General features: G+C 65.9%; 19 protein-coding genes and 1 riboswitch. Of the genes, 4 read left to right on the top strand and 15 right to left on the bottom strand.

Annotation, left to right across the window (positions count from 1 at the left end; all coding sequences use genetic code 11):
- Window positions 1-40 precede the first annotated feature (40 nt).
- The 4 genes from MLE27_RS17055 to MLE27_RS17040 are packed head-to-tail and all read right to left on the bottom strand — an operon-like array spanning window position 41 to window position 2,611.
- Window positions 41-1,213: an NADH-quinone oxidoreductase subunit D gene (locus MLE27_RS17055; RefSeq protein ID WP_423747990.1), complete on the bottom strand. Its 1,173-nt coding sequence runs from the start codon at window positions 1,211-1,213 to the stop codon at window positions 41-43.
- A complete protein-coding gene (locus MLE27_RS17050; protein WP_243313716.1) occupies window positions 1,210-1,725 on the bottom strand; it encodes an NADH-quinone oxidoreductase subunit C in 516 nt (171 codons plus the stop codon). The genes MLE27_RS17055 and MLE27_RS17050 overlap by 4 nt, the downstream gene beginning before the upstream one ends.
- A gap of 2 nt (window positions 1,726-1,727) precedes the next feature.
- Window positions 1,728-2,216 (bottom strand): NADH-quinone oxidoreductase subunit B, encoded by a 489-nt coding sequence (locus MLE27_RS17045; protein WP_243313733.1) that lies wholly within the window; start codon window positions 2,214-2,216, stop codon window positions 1,728-1,730.
- Window positions 2,217-2,233: 17 nt separating this feature from the next.
- On the bottom strand, window positions 2,234-2,611 hold the full coding sequence (locus MLE27_RS17040) for an NADH-quinone oxidoreductase subunit A (RefSeq protein WP_243313714.1): 378 nt from the start codon (window positions 2,609-2,611) through the stop codon (window positions 2,234-2,236).
- Window positions 2,612-2,976: 365 nt separating this feature from the next.
- On the opposite strand from MLE27_RS17040, the gene MLE27_RS17035 reads away from it, so the two are divergent.
- Both MLE27_RS17035 and MLE27_RS17030 read left to right on the top strand, forming a co-directional pair.
- Window positions 2,977-5,550 carry a WD40/YVTN/BNR-like repeat-containing protein gene (locus MLE27_RS17035; protein ID WP_243313712.1) on the top strand — a complete coding sequence of 858 codons (2,574 nt, stop codon included), beginning with the start codon at window positions 2,977-2,979 and terminating at the stop codon, window positions 5,548-5,550.
- Between the two features lie 452 nt (window positions 5,551-6,002).
- Window positions 6,003-8,159, top strand: coding sequence for a toxin-antitoxin system YwqK family antitoxin (locus tag MLE27_RS17030; protein WP_243313710.1), 2,157 nt, complete (start codon window positions 6,003-6,005; stop codon window positions 8,157-8,159).
- 182 nt (window positions 8,160-8,341) lie between these two features.
- Here MLE27_RS17030 and MLE27_RS17025 read toward each other — a convergent pair whose 3' ends face one another.
- The 11 genes from MLE27_RS17025 to MLE27_RS16975 form a co-directional block, all read right to left on the bottom strand.
- Window positions 8,342-8,938: a peptidylprolyl isomerase gene (locus tag MLE27_RS17025; RefSeq protein ID WP_243313708.1), complete on the bottom strand. Its 597-nt coding sequence runs from the start codon at window positions 8,936-8,938 to the stop codon at window positions 8,342-8,344.
- Window positions 8,939-9,105: 167 nt separating this feature from the next.
- Window positions 9,106-10,131 carry an L-threonine 3-dehydrogenase gene (tdh, locus tag MLE27_RS17020; protein WP_243313706.1) on the bottom strand — a complete coding sequence of 342 codons (1,026 nt, stop codon included), beginning with the start codon at window positions 10,129-10,131 and terminating at the stop codon, window positions 9,106-9,108.
- Window positions 10,132-10,167: 36 nt separating this feature from the next.
- The gene (locus MLE27_RS17015) at window positions 10,168-11,370 is read right to left on the bottom strand and encodes a glycine C-acetyltransferase (protein ID WP_243313704.1); all 1,203 of its coding nucleotides are present in this window, start codon (window positions 11,368-11,370) and stop codon (window positions 10,168-10,170) included.
- Window positions 11,371-11,389: 19 nt separating this feature from the next.
- On the bottom strand, window positions 11,390-11,875 hold the full coding sequence (locus tag MLE27_RS17010) for an asparaginase domain-containing protein (protein ID WP_243313701.1): 486 nt from the start codon (window positions 11,873-11,875) through the stop codon (window positions 11,390-11,392).
- Window positions 11,876-11,932: 57 nt separating this feature from the next.
- Window positions 11,933-13,438, bottom strand: coding sequence for an aspartate ammonia-lyase (locus MLE27_RS17005; protein ID WP_423747989.1), 1,506 nt, complete (start codon window positions 13,436-13,438; stop codon window positions 11,933-11,935).
- A gap of 4 nt (window positions 13,439-13,442) precedes the next feature.
- Complete coding sequence (locus MLE27_RS17000) at window positions 13,443-14,150, bottom strand: ABC transporter ATP-binding protein (RefSeq protein WP_243313699.1); 708 nt, start codon at window positions 14,148-14,150, stop codon at window positions 13,443-13,445.
- Window positions 14,143-14,928 carry an ABC transporter ATP-binding protein gene (locus MLE27_RS16995; protein ID WP_243313697.1) on the bottom strand — a complete coding sequence of 262 codons (786 nt, stop codon included), beginning with the start codon at window positions 14,926-14,928 and terminating at the stop codon, window positions 14,143-14,145. The genes MLE27_RS17000 and MLE27_RS16995 overlap by 8 nt, the downstream gene beginning before the upstream one ends.
- On the bottom strand, window positions 14,925-15,992 hold the full coding sequence (locus MLE27_RS16990; protein ID WP_243313696.1) for a branched-chain amino acid ABC transporter permease: 1,068 nt from the start codon (window positions 15,990-15,992) through the stop codon (window positions 14,925-14,927). The genes MLE27_RS16995 and MLE27_RS16990 overlap by 4 nt, the downstream gene beginning before the upstream one ends.
- The gene (locus MLE27_RS16985; RefSeq protein ID WP_243313694.1) at window positions 15,992-16,885 is read right to left on the bottom strand and encodes a branched-chain amino acid ABC transporter permease; all 894 of its coding nucleotides are present in this window, start codon (window positions 16,883-16,885) and stop codon (window positions 15,992-15,994) included. The genes MLE27_RS16990 and MLE27_RS16985 overlap by 1 nt, the downstream gene beginning before the upstream one ends.
- Window positions 16,886-16,982: 97 nt before the next feature.
- Window positions 16,983-18,119: an ABC transporter substrate-binding protein gene (locus MLE27_RS16980; RefSeq protein ID WP_243313691.1), complete on the bottom strand. Its 1,137-nt coding sequence runs from the start codon at window positions 18,117-18,119 to the stop codon at window positions 16,983-16,985.
- A gap of 98 nt (window positions 18,120-18,217) precedes the next feature.
- Window positions 18,218-18,985, bottom strand: a complete 768-nt coding sequence (locus MLE27_RS16975; RefSeq protein ID WP_243313690.1) for an IclR family transcriptional regulator — start codon at window positions 18,983-18,985, stop codon at window positions 18,218-18,220.
- Between the two features lie 265 nt (window positions 18,986-19,250).
- A riboswitch (M-box (ykoK) riboswitch) is annotated at window positions 19,251-19,422 on the top strand.
- A gap of 335 nt (window positions 19,423-19,757) precedes the next feature.
- Here MLE27_RS16975 and MLE27_RS16970 point away from each other — a divergent pair.
- Both MLE27_RS16970 and MLE27_RS16965 read left to right on the top strand, forming a co-directional pair.
- Window positions 19,758-21,062, top strand: coding sequence for an Nramp family divalent metal transporter (locus MLE27_RS16970; protein ID WP_243313689.1), 1,305 nt, complete (start codon window positions 19,758-19,760; stop codon window positions 21,060-21,062).
- Between the two features lie 23 nt (window positions 21,063-21,085).
- Window positions 21,086-21,328: a hypothetical protein gene (locus MLE27_RS16965; protein WP_243313688.1), complete on the top strand. Its 243-nt coding sequence runs from the start codon at window positions 21,086-21,088 to the stop codon at window positions 21,326-21,328.
- Window positions 21,329-21,685: the final 357 nt, after the last annotated feature.

Raw genomic sequence — 21,685 nt, 5'->3', positions numbered from 1 at the left:
GGGCGGGCAAGCGGGCGGATGGCCGGGCGGACGCGGGCGCTCATCTGTCGATCTCCGGGATCACGAGGTCCAGGCTGCCCAGGATGGCCACCGCGTCGGAGAGCAGCGTGCCCTGCCCTATCTCGGCGAACAGGCTCAGGTTGGAGAAGCTGGGCGAGCGCAGCTTCACCCGGTAGGGGATCTCGGTGCCGTCGCTGGCCAGGTACACGCCGATCTTGCCGCGCGCGCCCTCCACCGCGAAGTAGACCTCCCCCGCCGGGGGCCGCCACTTGCCGCGCGGAGCGTCGGGGTGGATGCAGTGGCCCTCGGGCAGGCCGTCAATGGCCTGGGCCACTATGGAGAGCGAGGCCTCCAGCTCGTCCATGCGCACCATGTAGCGGGCCATGCAGTCGCAGTCATGGTGGACGGGCACGGCGTAGTCGAACTCGTGGTAGAGGCCGTAGGGCTCGGCGCGGCGCACGTCGTAGCCCACGCCCGAGCCGCGCAGCACCGGGCCGGTGGCCCCGTAGCGCCGGGCGGTCATCTGGTCGATCACGCCCACGCCCTCCAGGCGGCCCCGCAGGATGGCGTTGCCCGTGACCAGCTCGCGGTACATCTCCAGCCGTTCGGGCATGCGCTTCAGGAAGGCGCGGCAGCGGGACACGAACTCGGTGTCGATGTCCGTGAGCACGCCGCCGAAGCGGAAGGAGCTGTAGGTCAGGCGCGAGCCGGTGATGAGCTGGAGCATGTCCATGACCAGCTCACGGTCCTCGAAGGCGTACATGATGGGCGTCACCGCGCCCAGGTCCAGCAGGTAGGCCCCCCACCAGAGCAGGTGGGAGTTGACGCGGTTGAGCTCCGTGCAGATCACCCGGATGTACTCGGCCCGGCGCGGCACTTCCAGCCCGGCCAGCTTCTCGACCGCGCCCGCCCAGGCCCAGTTCCAGGCCAGGGCGTGCAGGTAGTCCACGCGGCCCATGTTGGGGAAGAACTGCACGTAGGCCCTGTTCTGGGCCATGTGCTCGTGCATGCGGTGGATGTAGCCCAGCACGGGCTCGGCCCGCATCACGTATTCGCCGTCCATCTCCAGGAGCACCCGCAGCACGCCGTGCGTGGAGGGGTGTTGCGGCCCCATGTTCAGGATCAGGGTGTCGTCCCGCGCCCCCTCGGCGAAGACGCGGGCGTAGAGGTCTCCCTCGAGCCCCTGGCAGGGGTCAGCCGCTGGCCAGCTCATTGCTCGCCCTCCTCGCCGCAGATGGACATGAGCTCCTCCGCCAGGCTGTGGCCGCCCGCAGGGCCGACCCACTCGCCCTGGGGCCAGACCCTGCCCCGGGGGATGCGCTGCTCGGGCCGCTTGAGAAGCGGGGCCGGGTCCAGGCGCTCGGCCAGCAGCAGCGGCGTGGTGTTGGCCGCGCCGGTGAACTCGATGCCGAAAAAGTCGCAGGTCTCGCGCTCGTGCCAGGAGGCTCCGGGGTAGATGCCCTCGATGGAGGGGCACTCGGGCTTGTCGCGCTCCAGCATGACGCGCACCACCACGCGGCCCGGGCGGGTCCAGTGCGCGAAGTGGTAGAGCACGGCCAGGCCGTCGGCCAGGTCCAGGCCGCAGACGTCCTCCAGGAACCAGTCCTGGCAGAGCAGGCGTTCGGCCACCAGGCGGATGTCGCGGGGCTTGACGTGCAGGGCCGCGTCGCGCCCCGAATCCCCGGTGGGCATGGCCAGCAGCAGGCGTGAAGTGAGCTCGGGCATGCCTATCCCTCCACCAGTTCGGGCACGGGCCAGAAGCGTTTGCCGGCCAGCTTGGCCTGCAGCTGGAACAAGCCCTCCATGAGCGCCTCGGGCCTGGGCGGGCAGCCCGGCACGTAGACGTCAACGGGCACCAGGGAGTCCACGCCCTCCACCACCCCGTATTGGCCCTCGTACTTGAAGGGCCCGCCCGAGATGGCGCAGTTGCCCATGGCCAGCACGAACTTGGGCGCGGGCATCTGCTCGTAGAGCGTCACCAGGGCCGGGGCCATCTTGCGGGTCACGGTGCCCGCCACGATCATCAGGTCGGATTGGCGCGGCGAGGGCCGGAAGACCTCGGCCCCGAAGCGGGAGAGGTCGAAGCGGGGCATGGTCACGGCCATCATTTCGATGGCGCAGCAGGCCAGGCCGAAGGTCATGGGCCACAGCGACATGGCCCGGCACAGGTCGAAAACCTGCTGCGGCAGGGCGAAATCGAGCCGGGGGGGCAGCACCTGGTCGGTGCGCGGGGTCAGCGGATGCGCCTGGGCCACGTGAACACCCCCTTGCGCTGGAAGTAGAGCATCGCCAGCCCGAGCACCCCCACGAAGGCGAACAGCGCCCACAGCGGCCCCCAGCCCCGGCTCTGCGGGTAGGCGGTGGCCACGGGGAAGAGGTAGAGCACGTCCACGTCGAAGGAGAGGAAGATCAGGGCGTAGAGCGAGTAGTTGATGCCGAAGCGCGTCCAGGCCTGCCCGCGCGGCACCATGCCGCACTCGTACGGCTCCGCGAACGCGCCGCCGCTGGTGCGCGGGGCCAAGAGGAACGCCGCCAGCAGGGGGCCACCCGCGAAGGCTATCCCGGCCGCGAGACAGGCGAAGACCGCCACATTGAGCCAACTGAAGACCATTGCGCACCCGCCTCGGATTGTGAAACCATTGGGGGAGACCAGTTAAGGAACTCTATGTGGAAGCGGTGACGAATTGTCAAGAAAAACAAGGCAATGTGCGTTTTTTCCCAACGTGGAACGAAATTGGTGTGATTTCGTGACGCCCAGGAACGTGTTTGAAATAGACTGGACCTATCGTATAAATCAAACCAATCGGGAATAATTATACGTCTTCGGCGACATCCCTCCGGGGCTCGAACGCGCCGGGCACCGGCCCCGAGCGCCTTCGCGCGGACCTTGCATTGTGCTGGGCACCCGAGTAGTTAGGACCACAACACACCCCGCTGCCTACCGGCAGGCCAACCCCTCATCCTAGGGAGTCGCCCGTGCAGTACTCATCACCGCGTCTGAGAACCGCCCTGGTCGTGCTGGCCGCCTGGTGCCTTCTGTTGTCCGGCTGCCAGTCCGCCAAGGAAAAATCAGCAACCGCCGAAGCCGGGCCCGTGCTTCTGGCCGATGCAGGCCAAGCCGCTGGCGGGTCGCCTCTATCTCCCGAGCGAATGGAGTTCCTGGAGAAACGGCGCGCCCGCAAGGAGGCCAAAGGCCCCAAACGTTTCGATCAGCCCAGCGAGGCCCAGCAGTTCTACGCCAGCCAGCGCGCGCCCGTTGGCGAAACCAGCCTGCCCGTGCAGAAGTACATCGAGGCGATCAACGCCACGAAACAGATGCCGGTGTTCTCCAGCCGGCTGAACCAGTCCTTCTCGGCCGACTCCATCAAGGCGCTGGACGCCAAACGCACGGGCACCCTCTCCACCTGGACCTCCATCGGCCCGGGCAACGTGGGCGGGCGCACGCGCGCGCTGGTGATCCAGCGCACGTCCCCCAACATCATGTACGCGGGCGGCGTGGCGGGCGGCGTCTGGAAGAGCGTGGATTCAGGGGCCACCTGGACTCCCCAGGGCGACCTGTTCGCCAACCTGGCCGTGTGCAGCCTGGTCATGGACCCGACGAACCCGCAGGTGCTCTACGCGGGCACGGGCGAAGGCTACTTCAACGCCGACGCGGTGCGCGGCGCGGGCATCTTCAAGACCGCCGACGGCGGCGCCACCTGGACCCAGTTGGCCAGCACCGCCACCAGCGACTTCTATTACATCAACAAGCTGGCCGTGAGCCCCAACAACCACAACCGCATCTACGCGGCCACGCGCACCGGCCTGTGGGTCTCGCCCGATGCCGGTGCTTCGTGGTCCAGGCTGTATGACGCCTCCTCGGTCAACGGCGTGACCGACATGGTGGTGCGCACGGACACCAACCCGGACACCGTGGTCATCGCCTGCGGCATCTTCACCACCGCCACCATCCGCTACAGCAACGACGCCGGGGCCACCTGGAGCAGCTCCTACTCCGAGCCGGGCATGGACCGCACCTCGCTGGCCTTGGCGCCCTCGAGCCAGAACATCGTCTACGCGTTGGTCAGCTCCAACGCCGGAGGCAACTACACCTACGGGATGCAGGCCGTGCTGCGCTCCGTCGACAGCGGCGCGTCCTGGGGCACCCAGGTGCGCAACACCAGCCCAACGAAGCTCAACACAACCCTGCTCAGCAACTCGGTGTACGCCAGCTACGACCTGTGCGGCTGGGGCGCCGCCAAATACTACAACCAAGGCTGGTACGACAACGTGATCGCCGTGGACCCGGTGAACCCCAACATCGTCTGGGCGGGCGGCATCGACCTCTACCGCTCCGACGACCAGGGCCAGAACTGGGGCCTGGCCTCCTGCTGGTGGGCCACACCGGCGCAGAACACCTTTTACGCCCACGCGGACCAGCACGCCATCGTCTTCCACCCCAATTACAACGGCACCAGCAACACAACCGTATTCGTGGGCAACGACGGCGGCATCTTCCGCAGCGACACGGCCCGCGCCGCCACTAACGCTTCGGCATGTCCCTCCTCGGGTGCCGTGACCTGGACCAACCTGAACAACGGCTACGGGGTGACGCAGTTCTACTATGGAGCGGTCTATCCCGGCGGCGCCACGTACTTCGGCGGCACGCAGGACAACGGCACCCCGCGCGGCAGCACCGCCGCCGGGCCCAACGCCTGGACCTCGATATGGGACGGCGACGGTGGCTCCGTGGCGGTCAACCCCCAGAACACCCAGGTGCTCTACGTCGAGAACACCAACGTATCCATCCGCAAATCGACCAACGGTGGGGCGAACTTCTCCAACGCCTACACAGGCATATCGGACACGTTTCCCTTCATCGCGGTCTTCGTCATGGACCCCAACGCCCCCGACACCCTCTGGAGCGGCGGCACCAAGCTCTGGCGCACCACCAACGCCGCCGGACTCTGGACCCAGGCCAGCGCCGTGCTGCCCTCCTCCGGCAAGGTCAGCGCCCTGGCCGTGTTCAAGGGCGACTCCAACCGGGTGGCCGTGGGCACCAACAACGGCTACGTGCTGACCTCCACCGCCGCGCTGGGCACCACCTCGGCAACCACCTGGAGCGGCCCCAAGATCGTGAACGGCTACATATCAAGCGTGGCCTACGCCCCCGGCAACAGCGCCACGCTCTACGCCACCTGCTCCACCTTCGGGCAGCCGCACGTGCTCAAATCCACCGATTCGGGCGCTACCTGGAGCAGCATCAGCGGCAGCGGCGCGGGCGCCCTGCCCGACGTCCCGGCCCTCTCCGTGGCCCCCGACCCCAACAACCCAAGCCGCCTGTACGTTGGCACGGACATCGGGGTGTACGTCACCAACAACGGCGGGGCCAACTGGGCCGTGGAGCACACCGGCTTCGCCAACGTGACCACGGCGAACCTGGTCATCGAACCGCAGACCAAGCGGCTCTACGCCTTCACCCACGGCCGCGGCGCGTGGTACGTGCCCTTGCCGCCCGCGAAACCGGCAGCCGGAAACCCCGGCGTGGACCTCCTGCTGCTGGAGCAGTAGCCCGCCCCCAGGCCGCAAAAACACAAGGCCCCGCCGCCCCCCGGACGCTCGATGCGTCCGGGCGGGGCGGCGGGGCCTTCGACGTTTCCGGCCGGGCGGCTAGCGCTTCACGATCGCGGCCTTGATGATGGCCACGGGCTCCACGGGCACGTCCTGCCGCCGCATTCTTTGATTTCCACCAATCATAAAAACCATCCCCGCGCACCTTCAAGGCAGCTTCACTGGACTCCCGAAACGGATATTGATAGTTGTCCGAAATCTGGCGCCCTTCAAAGCCTGCAACTGGATGTTGGCGGTTCCGGCCCGATGATGCCAGGCCCGACCTTTCTGGGAGCTGCTCCATGCTGGCGACACTCTCTCTTCGGGTTGCTGCATCCGTTTTTCTCCTGACGTTGGGGTTGTATTACGGATGCCCCGTCACCCTCGCTGCGGCCGGGGACGACGATCTCCTCTTGCTCACCGCCGGCGCCCGCGTGCCTGTACGGGGCTCGGCCCAGGCCACCATCGGCTCCCAAGGGGGCAGCCTCCGCGCAGGCAAGGCCCTGGTGGGCTTTCCCGCGGGCGCGGTCCCGGACGGGACCGCCGTATTTCTCAAATGGGTCAAGCCCACGGCCGTATTCGGCACCAGCACTCCACGGGACGCCTACGCCCTGGATATCGGAGCGGCCCCCCCGGCCGGACCGTTGACTGTCCGCGTTTCCAGCTACGGCGGTGCTGACAGGGACGTGAAAGTGGCGCTGTCCGAATCCCTGACGTACAGTAGCTCACAGCGTTATTCCAATCGCCCGAGGCTCGTGACTGGGCAGGTGCGCGCGGGCACGCTCAGTTTCCAGATTCCCGCGCCCGACCTCTCGGCAAGTGCCGCCACACGGGGCGAAGCCCCGGCCCTGCCCCTGGCCCCCCCCGCGCTCTCATGGACGGGTTACGTGTTCACACTTGTCTCGGGCGTGCCGGTGTACCAAAGCGAACACTTCGAGTTGTTCTATCAGGCCGCGCCGGGTGAAGACGCCACCGTACCCGGCGCCATCCTGGCAGCGGCGGAAAAAGCCTTCACAACCCTCACCGATTACGGTTTCCGGTTCAGCTCAGAGCTGAACATGCCCATAGGCCTCTACGCCCAGAACGGCCTGGGCGGCGCATACGGCGAGTGCGTCACGCCGCTCTCCGGCAAGGCCAACCAGTACATCACGCTCAACTACGCCTTCTGCAAGCCTGACAAGATGGTGGATCTTGCGGCCACCATCGGCCACGAGTTTTTCCACATCGTACAGACCATCTACGATCCACGCGGCAGCTTCGGCCTGAACGACCTCCTGGCCACCGCAAATTTCCAATGGCTGATGGACGCCTCCTCGGTGTGGTTCGAGTCCAAGATGGTCACCAATCCGAATTTCGTCTCAAGCGTCTTCCTGGAGAATACCGACAGGGTGCAACGCGGGCTGCAAAGCTTCACGAGCTTCTCCGATGCGCAGTCCATGGGGTACTGGGCCTCGGGCTTCATCCATGAACTTGTCGATGCCTCGGACACCCGCCTCCTGCTTGGCATATGGAACGCCGTCAAAGCCCAGGGGACCAGCCAGTTCGGCTACAGCGACATGGATGCCCTGTTTACGGGGGTGGGCTCCGTGGAGCTGACCGCGCAACGCTGGAAGGCCTTCGCGGGCAAGTTCCTGTCCGGCACCACCGGGCGCCCCGGCTGGCCGCCTACAGACTCCTATGCGGTGCCGGTGGGCAACCGCTGGCACAGTTACTCGGGCCAGGCCCTCACGGAGATATCCAAGGATCTTCAGCCCTTCTCCGCCCAACGTTGGGACTTCTATTTCACCGACATCGACAGCTCCAACGACACCTGGACCTTCAACCTGCTGACCACCACCCCATCCGTGGAGGTTTCGCTCTACAAGGCTGCCGCAATAAACGGCCCGTACTCCCTGCTGGCCAACCTCAGCAGCGACCAACCTCTGCAGGTCACCGTGGCGTCGGGCGACGTGCTGGCCGTCATCGCGGCAAACGCCGACACAACCCCGCCCTACACCTCCACCACCAACGTCCGGTTACGCATGGCCAAAGAGAAACAGGCCTGCCCGTTCTGCGAGGGCGTGCCGGACAATGCCGTCCGGGGCACCAACGTATGGTTCTCCCCCCCCGGCAGCGACATCACCTGGAGCGACCCCGCAAGCGGCACGTTGTTGGCCCGGCAGGTATACGCGGACACGATGTTGTATTCGCTCAAATCCGTGTACTGCTACTATCCGGCAGCCGGGAACCTCCGCAAATACCTGACCTTCGACTGGGACGGCATCACGGGCCAGTACTTCTACGACCAGGCGGGCCTCTACGACGGCTTGATCCGCACCTATTGGTACGGCGGCAGGCTGCTTACCTCCTACACGTATGTCCACGGCACCAAGTGCGGCCCCTTCGCGGAGTACCGGGGCGCAAACTATTCCGTCTCGGAGTCGGGCAACTACGACAGCAACGGCCTGCTCCACGGCCTCTACAAACTGTACGCCTACACCCAGGGCGGCTGCTCCGTAACCATCTGCACCTACACCCACGGCCAGTTGGACTCGGGCTCCTGCGCCACAACCCCCATCACCTGCCCCTGACCGGCGCCGAAAAAAGCCCCCGCTCCGTTTCGCGGAGCGGGGGCTCATTCGTTCAGGTGTGGTCCCCGTGGCTGGCTGTCCGTACTGCGTGCTCACATTGCGTCCAAACACGCCACGACCATACGGTGGGAGAACCAGAGATGCGCCGTTGAAGGCGCGTCCCTGTTTTGATGAACACGACGCTAGCGTGAGACCACCTCGGCCTTGATGATGACCACGGGCTCCACGGGCACGTTCTGGTGCATCCCCATGTTGCCGGTGCGCACGCTCTTTATGGCGTCCACCACGTCCTTGCCCTCCACCACCTTGCCGAACACGGCGTAGCCCCAGCCCTGCGGGGTCTTGGAAGTGAAGTCGAGCATGCCGTTGTTGACCACGTTGATGAAGAACTGCGACGAGGCGGAGTTGGGGTCCGGGGTGCGGGCCATGGCCACGGTGTAGGCCTCGTTCTTGAGCCCGTTGTCGGCCTCGTTGATGATGGGCTTGCGGCCCTGCTTCTGGTTCATGGCCTTGTCCATGCCGCCGCCCTGGATCATGAAACCGGGGATGACGCGGTGGAAGATCAGGCCGTCGTAGAAGCCCTCTTTCACGTACTGCACGAAGTTGTCCACGGTGACGGGGGCCTTGGCGCGGTTCAGCTCCAGCACGATGTCTCCCTTGGAGGTGGTCAGCTTCACGTAGATGTCGCCCTCGGCGGCGTGGGCGGCCCCAGCGGCCAGGGGCAGGAGGCAAAAGGCGGCCGCGAGGGCCGCGCGCAGCAGTGCGGTGATGGTGTGCATGGTTCCTATCCTTCGATGCGGTTTTAGCCTTCGGCCAGGACGGTCCCGGCCGTTAGCCCCCATACCCCGCAACGCGGTTGCGGTAAAGGGCGGGGGCCGGATTGGCCCGACGCAATGAAAAAGGGACGCCCCATGGGGCGTCCCTCATAATCTTGCCCACAGGCCTTCTAGCGCCAGTCCAGGATGACCTTGCCGCTGTTGCCCGACATCATCACCTCGAACCCGGCCTCGAACTGCTCGATGGGGAAGTGGTGGGTCACGATGGGGGTGAGGTCCAGCCCGCTCTGGAGCATGGCCACCATCTTGTACCAGGTCTCGAACATCTCGCGCCCGTAGATGCCCTTGATCTCCAGGCCCTTGAAGATCACGTGGTTCCAGTCCACCGCGGTGTTGGAGGGCAGGATGCCGAGCAGCGCCACCTTGCCGCCGTGGTTCATGTTCTCGAGCATGGAGGAGAAGGCCGAGGCCACGCCGGACATCTCCAGCCCCACGTCGAAGCCCTCGGTCATGCCCAGTTCCTTCATCACCTCGGGCAGTTTCTCCCGGGCCACGTTCACGGTGCGGGTGGCGCCCATCTTCTTGGCCAGGTCCAGGCGGTAGTCGTTGATGTCGGTGATGACCACGTGGCGCGCGCCCACGTGCCGGGCCACGGCGGAGGCCATCACGCCGATGGGCCCGGCCCCGGTGATGAGCACGTCCTCGCCCACCAGGGGGAAGGAGAGGGCCGTGTGCACGGCGTTGCCGAAGGGGTCGAAGATGGCGGCCATGTCGTCGCTGATGTCCGCCGGGATCTTGAAGGCGTTGAAGGCCGGGATGGCCAGGTATTCCGCGAAGGCCCCGGCGCGGTTGACGCCCACGCCCACGGTGTTGCGGCAAAGGTGCCTGCGCCCGGCGCGGCAGTTGCGGCAGAAGCCGCAGGTGATGTGCCCCTCGCCGGAGACGCGGTCGCCGATGGCGAAGCCGCGCACTTCCTGGCCCATCTCCACGATCTCGCCCACGTACTCGTGGCCCACGTGCATGGGCACGGGGATGGTCTTCTGGGACCACTCGTCCCACTTCCAGATGTGTATGTCGGTGCCGCAGATGGCGGTCTTGATGATCTTGATGAGGACGTCGTTGTGGCCCACCTCGGGGCGGGGCACGTCGGCCAGCACGAGGCCCGGGCCGAACGTCTGCTTCACGAGAGCTTTCATGGCGTGTCGCCTCTATTTTTCTTTTTGCTGCGGGCGCTAGGAGATGGCGCCCAGTTTCCTGCCGGTCTTGGCGAAGGCGGCCACGGCGCGCTCGATCTGCTCCGTGCTGTGGGCCGCGCTCATCTGGGTGCGGATGCGGGCCTTGCCCTTGGGCACCACCGGGAAGGAGAAGCCCACCACGTAGATGCCCTGGGCGAGCATCTCCCGGGCCATGTCCCCGGCCAGGCGGGCGTCGCCCAACATCACGGGGATGATGGGGTGGTCCTTTCCGGCCAGCTCGAAGCCCAGGGCGGCCATTTCGCGCCGGAACAACTCGCCGTTGTCCCGCACCTTGGCGCGCAGCCCGGCCCCTTCGGGGCTGTCCAACAGCTTCAGGACCGCCAGGGTGGCCGCCGCGATGGAGGGGCACAGCGTGTTGGAGAACAGGTACGGCCTGGAGCGCTGGCGCAGAAGATCAACGATCTCCTTGCGCCCGGAGGTGTAGCCGCCCGAGGCCCCGCCCAGGGCCTTGCCCAGGGTGCCGGTGACGATGTCCACCCGGCCCTCCACCCCGCAGTGCTCCAGGGTGCCGTGGCCGTTCGCGCCGATGAAGCCCACGGCGTGGGAGTCGTCCACCATGACCAGGGCGTTGTAGCGGTCGGCCAGGTCGCACACGGACTTGAGGTCCGCGATGACGCCGTCCATGCTGAACACGCCGTCCGTGGCGATGAGCTTGAAGCGCGCCCCGGCCGCGTCGGCCTCCTGGAGCTTGGCCTCAAGGTCGGCCATGTCGTTGTTGGCGTAGCGGAAGCGCTTGGCCTTGCACAGCCGGATGCCGTCGATGATGGAGGCGTGGTTCAGCGCGTCGGAGATCACGGCGTCCTCTTCGGTGAGGATGGTCTCGAACAGGCCGCCGTTGGCGTCGAAGCAGCTGGAGTAGAGGATGGTGTCCTCGGTCTTGAGGAAGGCCGACAGCGCGGCCTCCAGCTCCTTGTGGATGGTCTGGGTGCCGCAGATGAAGCGCACCGAGGAGAGGCCGAAGCCGTAGCGGTCCAGCCCTTCCTTGGCGGCGGCGATGAGCCTGGGGTCGTCTGAGAGGCCCAGGTAGTTGTTGGCGCAGAAGTTGAGCACCTGCGCCCCGGAGGCCAGGGTGATGCTGGCGGACTGGGGGCTGGCGATGACGCGTTCGTCCTTCTGGAAGCCGTCGGCTTTGATCTGGTCCAGCGAGCCTTGCAGGTGGGCCAGGAAGCGCTCGTTCATGTCTTGCTCCTCCTGCTTTTTATTCGGTTGCTTCGAAGCGGCCCGCGTCGCGGTTCTTGCGGACCTTGTCCGCCCGGAACACCTGGCCGCTCATCGAAATATACACCCCGGGCGGCAGCGACTGCACCGCGCCCACCGCGCAGCCAACGTTGAACACGGCGTCCGTGCCCTTGAAGCGCGCCGGGGACATGGCCCCGGTGAACACGATCACCTTGTCGGGGATGTCCATGAGCACCTTGGCGGAGAGCACCATGCTGTCCGTGCCGTGGGTGATGAGCACGTATCTGCCGGGGTGGGCCTGCACGCGGCTGCGCAGCAGCTGCCTGTCCTCGTCGGTCAGGTGCAGGCTGTCCTTGCGCAGCACCTCCTCCACCTCGAAGGGGAAGGTGACGTTGGCCTCCTTGAGGATCTCACCGGCCTGGGGCTCGCCCACGGCGTAGTCGGAGAGGTCGTCGAAGTAGATCTTGTCGATGGTGCCGCCCATGGAGAAGATTTTCAGGTTCAAAGCGTGCCTACCTTGGGTGACGGCCCGCCGCGCGCGGCGGGCCGGGATTGGAATGGATCAGATGCCGCAGCTGCACTCTTCCCCGTCCGGGGAGTAGGGCCTGGGCGAAGGCAGGGGGGCCAGCATCTGGCCGGGGTCGAGCACCTCGGCCAGGCGCTCGGCGCTCCAGCCGAGCATTTCGGCGGCGGCCTCGGCCACGCTCACGCCCTTGTGCAGGGCGGCGCGGGCGATGTGGCTGGCGGACTCGTAGCCCACGTGGGGCACCAGGGCCGTGGCCAGGCCCAGGCTCTGCTCCACGAAGGCCCGGCAACGGGCCTCGTCGGCCTCGATGCCGCTGACGCACTTGTCGGCCAGGGTCAAGCAGCCGCGCTTGAGCAGCATGAGTGAGCCGAACAGGTTGTGGGCCAGTACGGGCTCCATGGCGTTGAGCTCGAGCTGCCCGGCCTCGGCGGCCAGGGTCACGGTGAGGTCCGAGCCGATGACCTGGAAGGCGATCTGGTTCACCACCTCGGGGATCACGGGGTTGACCTTGCCGGGCATGATGGAGGAGCCCGGGGCCATCTCGGGCAGCTTGATCTCGCCCAGGCCGCAGCGCGGGCCGGAGGAGAGCAGGCGCAGGTCGTTGCAGATCTTGGAGAGCTTCACGGCGGTGCGCTTGAGCACGCCGGAGAACTGCACGTAGGCCCCGGCGTCCTGCGTGGCCTCCACCAGGTTCTCGGCCAGGATCATCTTCTGCCCGCTGACCTCGCAGAGCAGCTTCACGGCCAGGGCCGGATAGTCGTCCGGGGCGTTGATGCCGGTGCCGATGGCCGTGCCGCCCAGGTTGATCTCGCGCACCAGGTCCAGGGCCTCCACCAGGCGCTGCCTGTCCTCGCCGACCATGATGGCCCAGGCGTGGAACTCCTGCCCCAGGGTCATGGGCACGGCGTCCTGCAGCTGCGTGCGGCCGATCTTGATGATGTGGGCGAAGCGGCGGGCGCGGTCTTCCAAAGCCCTGGCCAGGCGGCCCATGGCCTTGTGCAGGTTCAGGCCCATGTACACCAGGGCCAGGCGGATGGCCGTGGGATAGACGTCGTTGGTGGACTGGGAGAGGTTGACGTGGTTGTTGGGGTGCAGGCGGGCGTAGTCGCCGCGAGGATGGCCCAGGCGCTCCAGGGCGAGGTTGGCGATGACCTCGTTGGCGTTCATGTTGCTGGAGGTGCCCGCCCCGCCCTGGATCACGTCCACCCGGAAGTGGGCGCGGTGCTTGCCCGCCAGCAACTGGTCGCAGGCGTAGGCGATGGCCTGGGTGCGCTCGTCGTCCAAGAGGCCCAGGCGGTTGTTGGCCAGGGCCGCCGCCTTCTTGATGGCGGCCAGGGCCTTGATGAACTCCGGATAGTGCGAGATGCGCACCCCGGTGATGTTGTAGTTGTGGATGGCCCGCTGGGTCTGGATGCCGTAGAGGGCGTCCGCGGGAACGGGCAGAGACCCGAGGCAGTCGGATTCCATCCGGTGCTCGGCCGGGCTTTGCCCGGCCTGCCGGTTTCCGTCCGCCCCGGGGTTATCGGGTAGCGAACTGTCCATGGAGCTATCCTCCGAGATAGGCCTGGCAGACCCTCTGGTCCGCGATGAGCTGCTCGCCGGTGCCTTCCAGGACCACGGTGCCGGTCTCCAGCACGTAGGCCTGGTGGGCCACCTTGAGGGCCGCGAAGGCGTTCTGCTCCACCAGGAGCACGGTCATGCCGCGTTCCTGGTTGATGGTCTTGATGATCTCGAACACGTCGCGCACCACCAGGGGGGCCAGGCCCAGGCTCGGCTCGTCGAGCATGACCACCTGGGGCTTGCCCATGATGGCCCGGCCCAGGGCCAGCATCTGCTGCTCGCCGCCGGAGAGGGTGCCGCCCTTCTGGTCCTGCCGCTCCTTCATGCGCGGGAAGAGCTCGAACACCCAGGCCAGGTCGGCTGCGATGCCGTCCTTGTCGTCCCGGCTGTAGGCGCCCAGGTGCAGGTTCTCCATGACCGTGAGGTGCGGGAAGATGCGCCTGCCCTCGGGGGCCATGACGATGCCCGCCTTGACCACCTCCACCGGATTCAGCCCCAAGAGCTCGCGGCCGTTGTAGGTGATGGAGCCCTTCTTGTTCTTCACCAGCCCGGCGATGGCCCGCAGCGTGCTGGACTTGCCCGCGCCGTTGGCCCCGATGAGGGTGACGATCTTGCCCTGGGGCACCTCCAGCGAGACGCCCTTCAAGGCGTGGATGCCGCCGTAGTGCACGTGGAGGTCGGTAATCTTAAGCATCGCAGGCGTACTCCTCTCCCAGGTAGGCTTCGATCACCTTCGGGTTGGACTGGATGGCCGCCGGAGCGCCCTCGGCGATGGTCACGCCGTAGTCCAGCACCCACATGTGTTCGCAGATTTCCATCACCAGCTTCATGTCGTGCTCGATGAGGAGCACCGTGAGGTCGAACTGGTCCCTGATCTGGCGGATGAAGCCGATGAGGTCCTGCGTTTCCTGGGGGTTCATGCCCGCGGCGGGCTCGTCCAGGAGCAACAAGCTTGGGCGGGTGGCCAGGGCCCGGGCGATCTCCAGCCTGCGCTGGGCGCCGTAGGGCAGGCTGGAGGCCTGCTCGTTCTCCAGATGGGCCAGGCCCACCACGTCGAGCAGCTGCAGGGAGCGCTCGCGGATGGCCTTGTCCTCCCTGAAGGCGGAGGGCAGGCAGAACACCGAGGCCAGCCAGCTCGACCTCTGGCGCACGTAGCTGCCGATCATCACGTTCTCGAGCACGGTCTCGTTGCCGAAGAGGCGGATGTTCTGGAAGGTGCGCGCGATGCCCGCCCGGCAGACCTCGTGCGGGGGCAGGCCGGTGAGCTCGCGCCCCATGAACACGTTGCGGCCCTCGGTGGGCTTGTAGAAGCCTGTGATCATGTTGAAGCAGGTGGTCTTGCCCGCGCCGTTGGGGCCGATGAGCCCGGTGATGCTGCCCTTGGGCAGGGCGGCGCTGAAGCCGCTCACGGCGGTGAGGCCGCCGAAGCGCATGGTCAGGCCGGTGGTTTCGAGCACGATGTCCTTGTTCATTGGGCCAGGCCTCCTTTGCCGCTGCCGGGCTTTCCGCCGAGGCCGAGTTTGGAGCCCACGGCCTGCCAGGAGAACTCCCGCATGCCCATGAGGCCCTCGCGCCTGAAGAGGATGACCACGATGAGCGCCAGCGAGAACACCACCATGCGCATGCCCGGGATGCCCGCCAGCTCGAAGTCGCCGATGAAGACCGGGTTCTCCACCACGCGCAGCCACTCAAGCAGCACCGTGATGCCGATGCCCGCCAGCACCGAGCCCGTGAGCGAGCCCAGCCCGCCGGTGACCACGATCATCAGCACGTTGAAGGTCAGGGTGAAGAGGAACATCTTGGGGTCGATGGTGGTCAGCAGGCTGGCCAGCAGCGCGCCGCCGATGCCCGCGAAGAAGGAGCCCACCGTGAAGGAGAGCAGCTTCATGCGGAACACGTTCACGCCCATGGCCTTGGCCGCGGTCTCGTCGTCGCGGATGGCCTTGAGCACGTTGCCCGTGTTGCTCTTGAGCAGCCGCACGATCACGTAGAGCGTGACCACGCACCAGCCGAAGTTCCACCAGAGGTTGGCGTAGGCCGGGATGCCCTTGAACCCGAGCGCGCCGTTGGTCACGCTGGTCATGTTGGTGGCGGCCACGCGCACGATCTCGGCGAAGCCCAGGGTGGCGATGCCCAGGTAGTCGTCGCCGAGGCGCAGGAGCGGGAAGCCGATGATGAAGCCGAACAGGGCCGCCACGAGCCCGCCCGCCAGGGTGGCCACCACGAAGGGGGCCTGGGCGTCCTGCACCCACTGGGCCGCGCCGCCGATGATGAAGAGCGTGTCCTTCTGGTCCGGCGTGAGGATCAGGATGGAGCAGACATAGGCGCCGATGGCCATGAACCCGGCGTGCCCCAGGCTGAACATGCCCGTGAACCCGTAGATCAGGTTGAGCGACAGCGCCAGGATGATGTTCACGGCGATGAGGTTGAGGATCTGGATCTTGTAGCCGTCCAGCGAGCCCTGGGCCCACCAGATGAACAAGCCCAGCGCGGCCACTGCCAGCACGTTGAGGATGGTAAGAGTGCCGCGGTTCATTACACCTTGTCCTCCACCCGAGCACCGAACAGGCCGGTGGGTTTGAAAAGCAGGACGCCGATGAGCAGGATGAAGGCGAAGGCGTCGCGGTAGCCGGCCAGGTCAGGGAAGAAGGCCACGGTCATGATCTCGATGAAGCCGAGGACCACGCCGCCGACCACCGCGCCCTGGATGGAGCCGATGCCGCCGAACACGGCGGCGATGAACGCCTTGAAGCCCGGGATGGTGCCCATCATCGGCTGGATCTGCGGATAGCGCAGGGCCCACATGATGCCGCTGGCCGCGGCCAGGCCGGAGCCGATGCCGAAGGTGATGGCGATGACCCGGTTCACGTTGACGCCCATGAGGTAGCTGGTCTCGATGTCCTTGCTGATGGCGCGCATGCCCAGGCCCGTCTTGGTGCGGTAGACGATGTAGAGCAGGCCGAGCATGAAGAGCACCGAGAGCACGGGCACGAAAAGTGTGATGGGCAGGATGCGCACCGCGCCCACGATCCAGGGCTGCTCCATCCATTCGGGGCGGTACACGCCGCGCGGGATGGCCTGGAAGAACACGATGGCCACGTTCTGCAGGAAGAACGAGACGCCGATGGAGCTTATCAGCGCCGAGATGCGCGGGGCGTCCCGCAGGGGGCGGTAGGCGATGCGGTCCACCATGATGCCCAGGCCCGCGGTGAACACGATGGAGGCCGCCACGGCCAGGGGCCAGGGCAGGGAAAAGAGGCTGACGCCCCAGAAAACGAAGTACGCGCCCAGCATGAATATCTCACTGTGGGCGAAGTTGATCAGGCGCAGGATGCCGTAGACCATGGTGTAGCCGATCGCGATGAGAGCGTAGAGGCTGCCCAGGGTGAGGCTGTTGAGCGCGTGCTGAATGAACATTTCGGGGGTCATGAGAAAGTCCTTCTTGTTGTGCCGCCAGCGGACGCGGGGAGGGCCGTCGCCCCCCCCTTGTCCGAATGGTTCGTCAACGGCTCAAGGCCGGATCACATTACAGCTCGGGAGTGATCTCGCCTTCGTAGACCTTCTTGCCGTCCTTGATGATGATCATGCCGATGGGCTTCACGGCGTCGTGGGTCTCGTTGATGGTGGTGGCGCCGGTCACGCCTTCGAAGCCCTTGGTCTCGGCCAGGGCCTTGGTGATGTCCTCGGGCTTGGCGGAGTTGGCGCGCTTGATGGCGTCGAGGATGATCATGTAGGCGTCGTAGCCCAGGGCCGCGTTCACGTTGGGCTCCTTGTCGGCCGAGTGGGTGGCCTTCCAGGCGTCGGTGAACTTCTTGGCGGTGGGGTTCATGTTCTTCATGGACGGGTCGTAGGGGAAGGTGGTCTGCACGAAGCCTTCCACGGCCTTGCCGCCGATCTTCACGATGTCGGGGTTGTCCATGGCGTCGCCGCCCATGATCTTGAAGGTGGCGCCCAGCTCCTTGGCCTGCTTCATGATGATGGCGCCTTCGGCGAAGTAGGAGGGGATGAACAGGACGTCGGGCTTCTCGGAAATGATCTTGGTCAGCTGCGCGGTGAAGTCCTGGTCGCCGGACTGGTAGTTCAGCGTGGCCACGACCTGGCCGCCCAGCTTGGTGAAGGACTTCTTGAAGAAGTTGGAGAGGCCCACGGAGTAGTCGTTGGCCACGTCGACCAGCATGGCGGCCTTCTTGAAGCCCAGGGTCTTGTAGGCGTAGGTGGCGGCGCCGGCGCCCTGCAGGGGGTCGATGAAGCACACGCGGAAGATGTACTTCTTGCCCTGGGTCACCAGGGGGTTGGTGCAGCTGGTGCCGACCTGGGGAATGCCGGCCTTCTCGGAGACTTCGCCGCCGGCCATGGCCAGGGAGGAGCCGTAGGTGCCGATGATGGCCTGGACTTTTTCCTTCTCGATCAGGCGCTTGGTGGCGTTGGCGGCCTCGACCTTGTCGGACTTGTTGTCCACGACGAACAGCTCGACCTTCTTGCCCAGGACGGTGCCGGCTTCCTTGTGAGCCATCTGCACGCCCTCAAGCTCCAGCTGGCCGCCGAAGGCGTTCTGGCCGGTCAGGGGCAGGAAAACGCCGATGCGGACGGTGTCGTCGGCGGCCAGGGCCAGGCTGGCGAACCCGAAGATCGCAGCCATGCACAGTGCGAGAATCCTTTTCATCCAACTTCCTCCTCGGTTCACGTTGCTTCCGGCCTGCGGACGGCATGCCCCGCATGCGCGCTCCGGCCGGAACGGTTGCATCCGTTGCGGGGCCCGCCCTAGAGCGAGACCACCGCGGAAATCTTTTTGGCCAGCTCCACCAGATAGGTGGAATAGAGCCGCTCGAACTCCTTCATGGTGTGGGTGTCCGTGGCGGAGTCGAAGCTGACGCCCCCGATGACCTTGTTGGTGCGCAGGCTGTAGAGCGGCGCGCCGATGGCGATGAGCCCCGGCACGGATTCCTCGTTGTTGTAGGAGTAGCCCAGCTCGGTGACGCGCCTGAGCTCCTCCAGGAGCTCCTGCTTGTCCGTGATGGTCTTGTCGGTCTTGGGATGCAGCTCCAGGCGCTCCACCAACTGGCGCAGCTCCTCGGGCTCCATGTAGGCCATGGCCGCCTTGCCGGTGGCCAGGTAGTAAAGGTCGGAGGCGTAGCTGAAGCTGCGGAAGGCCGTGGTGTATTTGGATTCCCGGCGGTAGATCAGGTAGATGGCGTCGCCGGAGACGATGCCCACGTCCACGTGCACGTTGTGGCGCTCGTGGGCTTCGTCCACCAGGGGCTTGACCAGGCGGACGATCTCGCTGTTCTCAAGCATGGCGTGGCCCAGGGCCAGGCTGCGCACGCCGAGTTTGTAGAGGCGGGTGCGCTCGTCGCGCTGAAGGTAGCCCAGCTCGCAGTAGGTGTTGACGTAGCGGTAGACGCTGGTCTTGTTGATGCCCACGCGCCCGGCGATTTGGTTGAGGGTGTACCCTGCGTCCGACACGCCGAAGAGGTCCAGTATCTTCAGACCCTTGGCCAGGGTTTCCGATGCATTGTCCTTGCTCTTCAAAGCGGTTCTCCAGGGGCTTGTTCGCCCGCTCTTCGCAGCGGGTGGAGCCGTGTGGCTTCGTGTGGCGAACTGTTCCTCTCACCGGAACGACTGTTTGAATTGTCGCCACCCTCTATTTCGACAGGGGATTTTTGTCAAACAAATAATCCCCCTTGATTTCGCTCATATTTTACAATTTCCGCAATCCAACCGAAACTTTCGCTTCTGTAATCCGCCCCCGGACACATTTTTTGTTGACTTCTCCGCCTGCAGGGTAGAAAGGGTCCTTGTTCCCCGGTGAGTGAGGCTCCCGCGCGACACACAGGCCACTGCCCTGCCCCGTCCAAAGACGTCCGCAGGGTAGAACAGGCATTCCCGGATTAAGGGTCTGCCCAAGGTGGCTGAGGCTTTCGCCTCTTACGGTGCGCGGTGCTGAAGCTTGAACCAGGGGGAAACGGCTGCTGGCCCCCGATGGCCATTTTCCGCCCTTTCCCCCGTGCCCGTGGGAAAGGGTTTTTTGTTTTGCAACCTCAACCGGAGCTCGACCGAATGGACGCCGGTCCTACACACCCTAGTAGCGATTGCGAACACTTGCGCTCCGTGGAATCCGCCGCCTAGCCGACCCGACCTCCCCTGGTCCCGACGCCCCGGCAGCTTCCACGGACATCCATGGATAGCAGCCGGCAGGCGAAGGCCCCCCAAGTTCCCTTCTCCTCCGACTTGCAGCCGTATAGGCGGACGCCTCGCGTCATGCCCCTGCGGTCAACCGCGCAACGACACGGAGGACAAGCCAATGTCCAACGACGCCATGGCCATGGCCGCCCCCGCCGGGGCCGTCACGGTCAAGAAGAAATGGATGCGCGAGGTCGTGACCTTCCTGATGGTCTTCGGCCCGGGCATCATCGTGATGGAGGCCGACAACGACGCCGGCGCGGTCTCCACATACGTGCAGGCCGGGGCCCAGTACGGGCTGCACCTGCTCTGGGTGCTGGCGCTGCTGCTGCCCGTGACCTACCTCGTGCAGGAGATGGTGGTCCGCCTGGGCATCGCCACGGGCCAGGGCCACGCGGCCATGATCTACAAGCGTTTCGGCAAGTGGTGGGGGCACTTCTCCCTCATCGACCTGCAGCTCGTGAACTTCCTGACCCTGGTCACGGAGTTCGCGGCCATCGCCCTGGCCCTGGGTAAGCTGGGCATCCCCCCGGTGTGGGGCGTGCCCGCCGCGGCCGTGGGGCTCCTGCTGCTGGTGCTCACGGGCAGCTACCTGCGCTGGGAGCGCATCGTGGTCTGCCTGTGCCTGGTGGACATGGCCTGGCTGTTCATCGCCTGGCGCACCGGCCCCGGCGCGAGCGCGGCCCTGAGCCACGCCGTGGCCCCCACCCTGCCCCCGGGCGGTCTGACCTCCGACCTGGTCTACCTGGTCATCGCCATCGTGGGCACCACCATCGCGCCCTGGCAGTTGTTCTTCCAGCAGAGCTGCGTGGCGGACAAGCGGTTGCGCTTCTCCGACCTGAAGTTCGCCCGGCTGGACACCCTGGTTGGCGCGGTTTTCACCATCATCGTGGCCGGGAGCATGATGGTGGCGGGCAGCGCGGCCTTCAGCCACGGCATCCCCTTCGAGGACCCGGCCCAACTGGCCATGGAACTGGCCGGGATCGCCGGCGAGGGCGTGCGCTACGCCATCCTGCTGCTGATGATAAACGCCGCCATCCTGGGCGCCACCACCATCTCGCTCTCCAGCGCCTGGGCCTACGGCGAGGTGAAGGGCTGGCCGCACAGCCTGCACAAGAAGATCAAGGACGCGCCCGGCTTCTACGGGGCCTACGCCCTGTTCGTGAGCCTGGCCGCCGGGCTGGTGCTCATCCCCGGCGCGCCGCTGCAGGTCATCATCCTCTCGGTGCAGGTGCTGGCCGGGATCATGCTGCCCTCCGCCATCGTCTTTCTGCAGCTCCTGCTGAACGACAAGGAGCTCATGGGCGAGGAACTGGTGAACAAGCCCTGGAACAACGTGGCCAACTGGACCATCATCGTCGTTTTCTTCGGCCTCTCCCTGATCCTTGCGGCCCAGGTGCTGCTGCCCGAAATTTTCACGTTCTAACCGGAATCGAAAAGGAGACCATCATGAACTGCACGAACACTTCCCCCGCCGCCATCGCCGCCGTTGAGGAAAGCTACGTCGTGGTCCACCCCTGCTTCGACGCCCCGGAAGCCAAGCGCGACCTCGACTCCCTGGGGCCCATGAAGCTCTCCCGCTCCGGGCGCATCGCCCTGTTCGGCCTGCGCGCCTACCTGGTGCTGATGATGGGCATGGTGGCCTACCGCGCCCTGGACATGGCCGGCGTCATCACCCACCTGAAAGGATAGCTCCCAGCCTTCCCACGCCGCTTTCGGCGTTCAAAGCGGGGATGCGGCCTAGCCGCGTCCCCGCTTTTGTTTTCCATATCCTGGATGCTGCACTTGTCCGCGCCGGACGCGAAGCGGAATGGGATTCCAAAGGGAGGAACTCCCTTTGGCCACCGGAGGTATCTTGATCTCTCGGGTTTCAGCCTAGGAAACGCCTCCGGCGGCCAAAGGGCCTTCGGCCCTCTGGACTCCCCTTCGGCTTCGCGTTGTTGCGGCAAGCTCGGGGCTCGGAAGGTCAAACTACTCGGACCGGTCCGGCATGCCGAAGCCCACATGGTCGGCATGAACGGCTGGCATGCACACTTTGCCGTGATGAAC

Source organism: Fundidesulfovibrio agrisoli (genome assembly GCF_022808715.1).
Classification (GTDB): Bacteria; Desulfobacterota; Desulfovibrionia; order Desulfovibrionales; family Desulfovibrionaceae; genus Fundidesulfovibrio; species Fundidesulfovibrio agrisoli.
The sequence above is the reverse complement of the archived record's forward strand: the minus strand, read 5'-3'. Positions and strand labels throughout refer to the sequence as shown.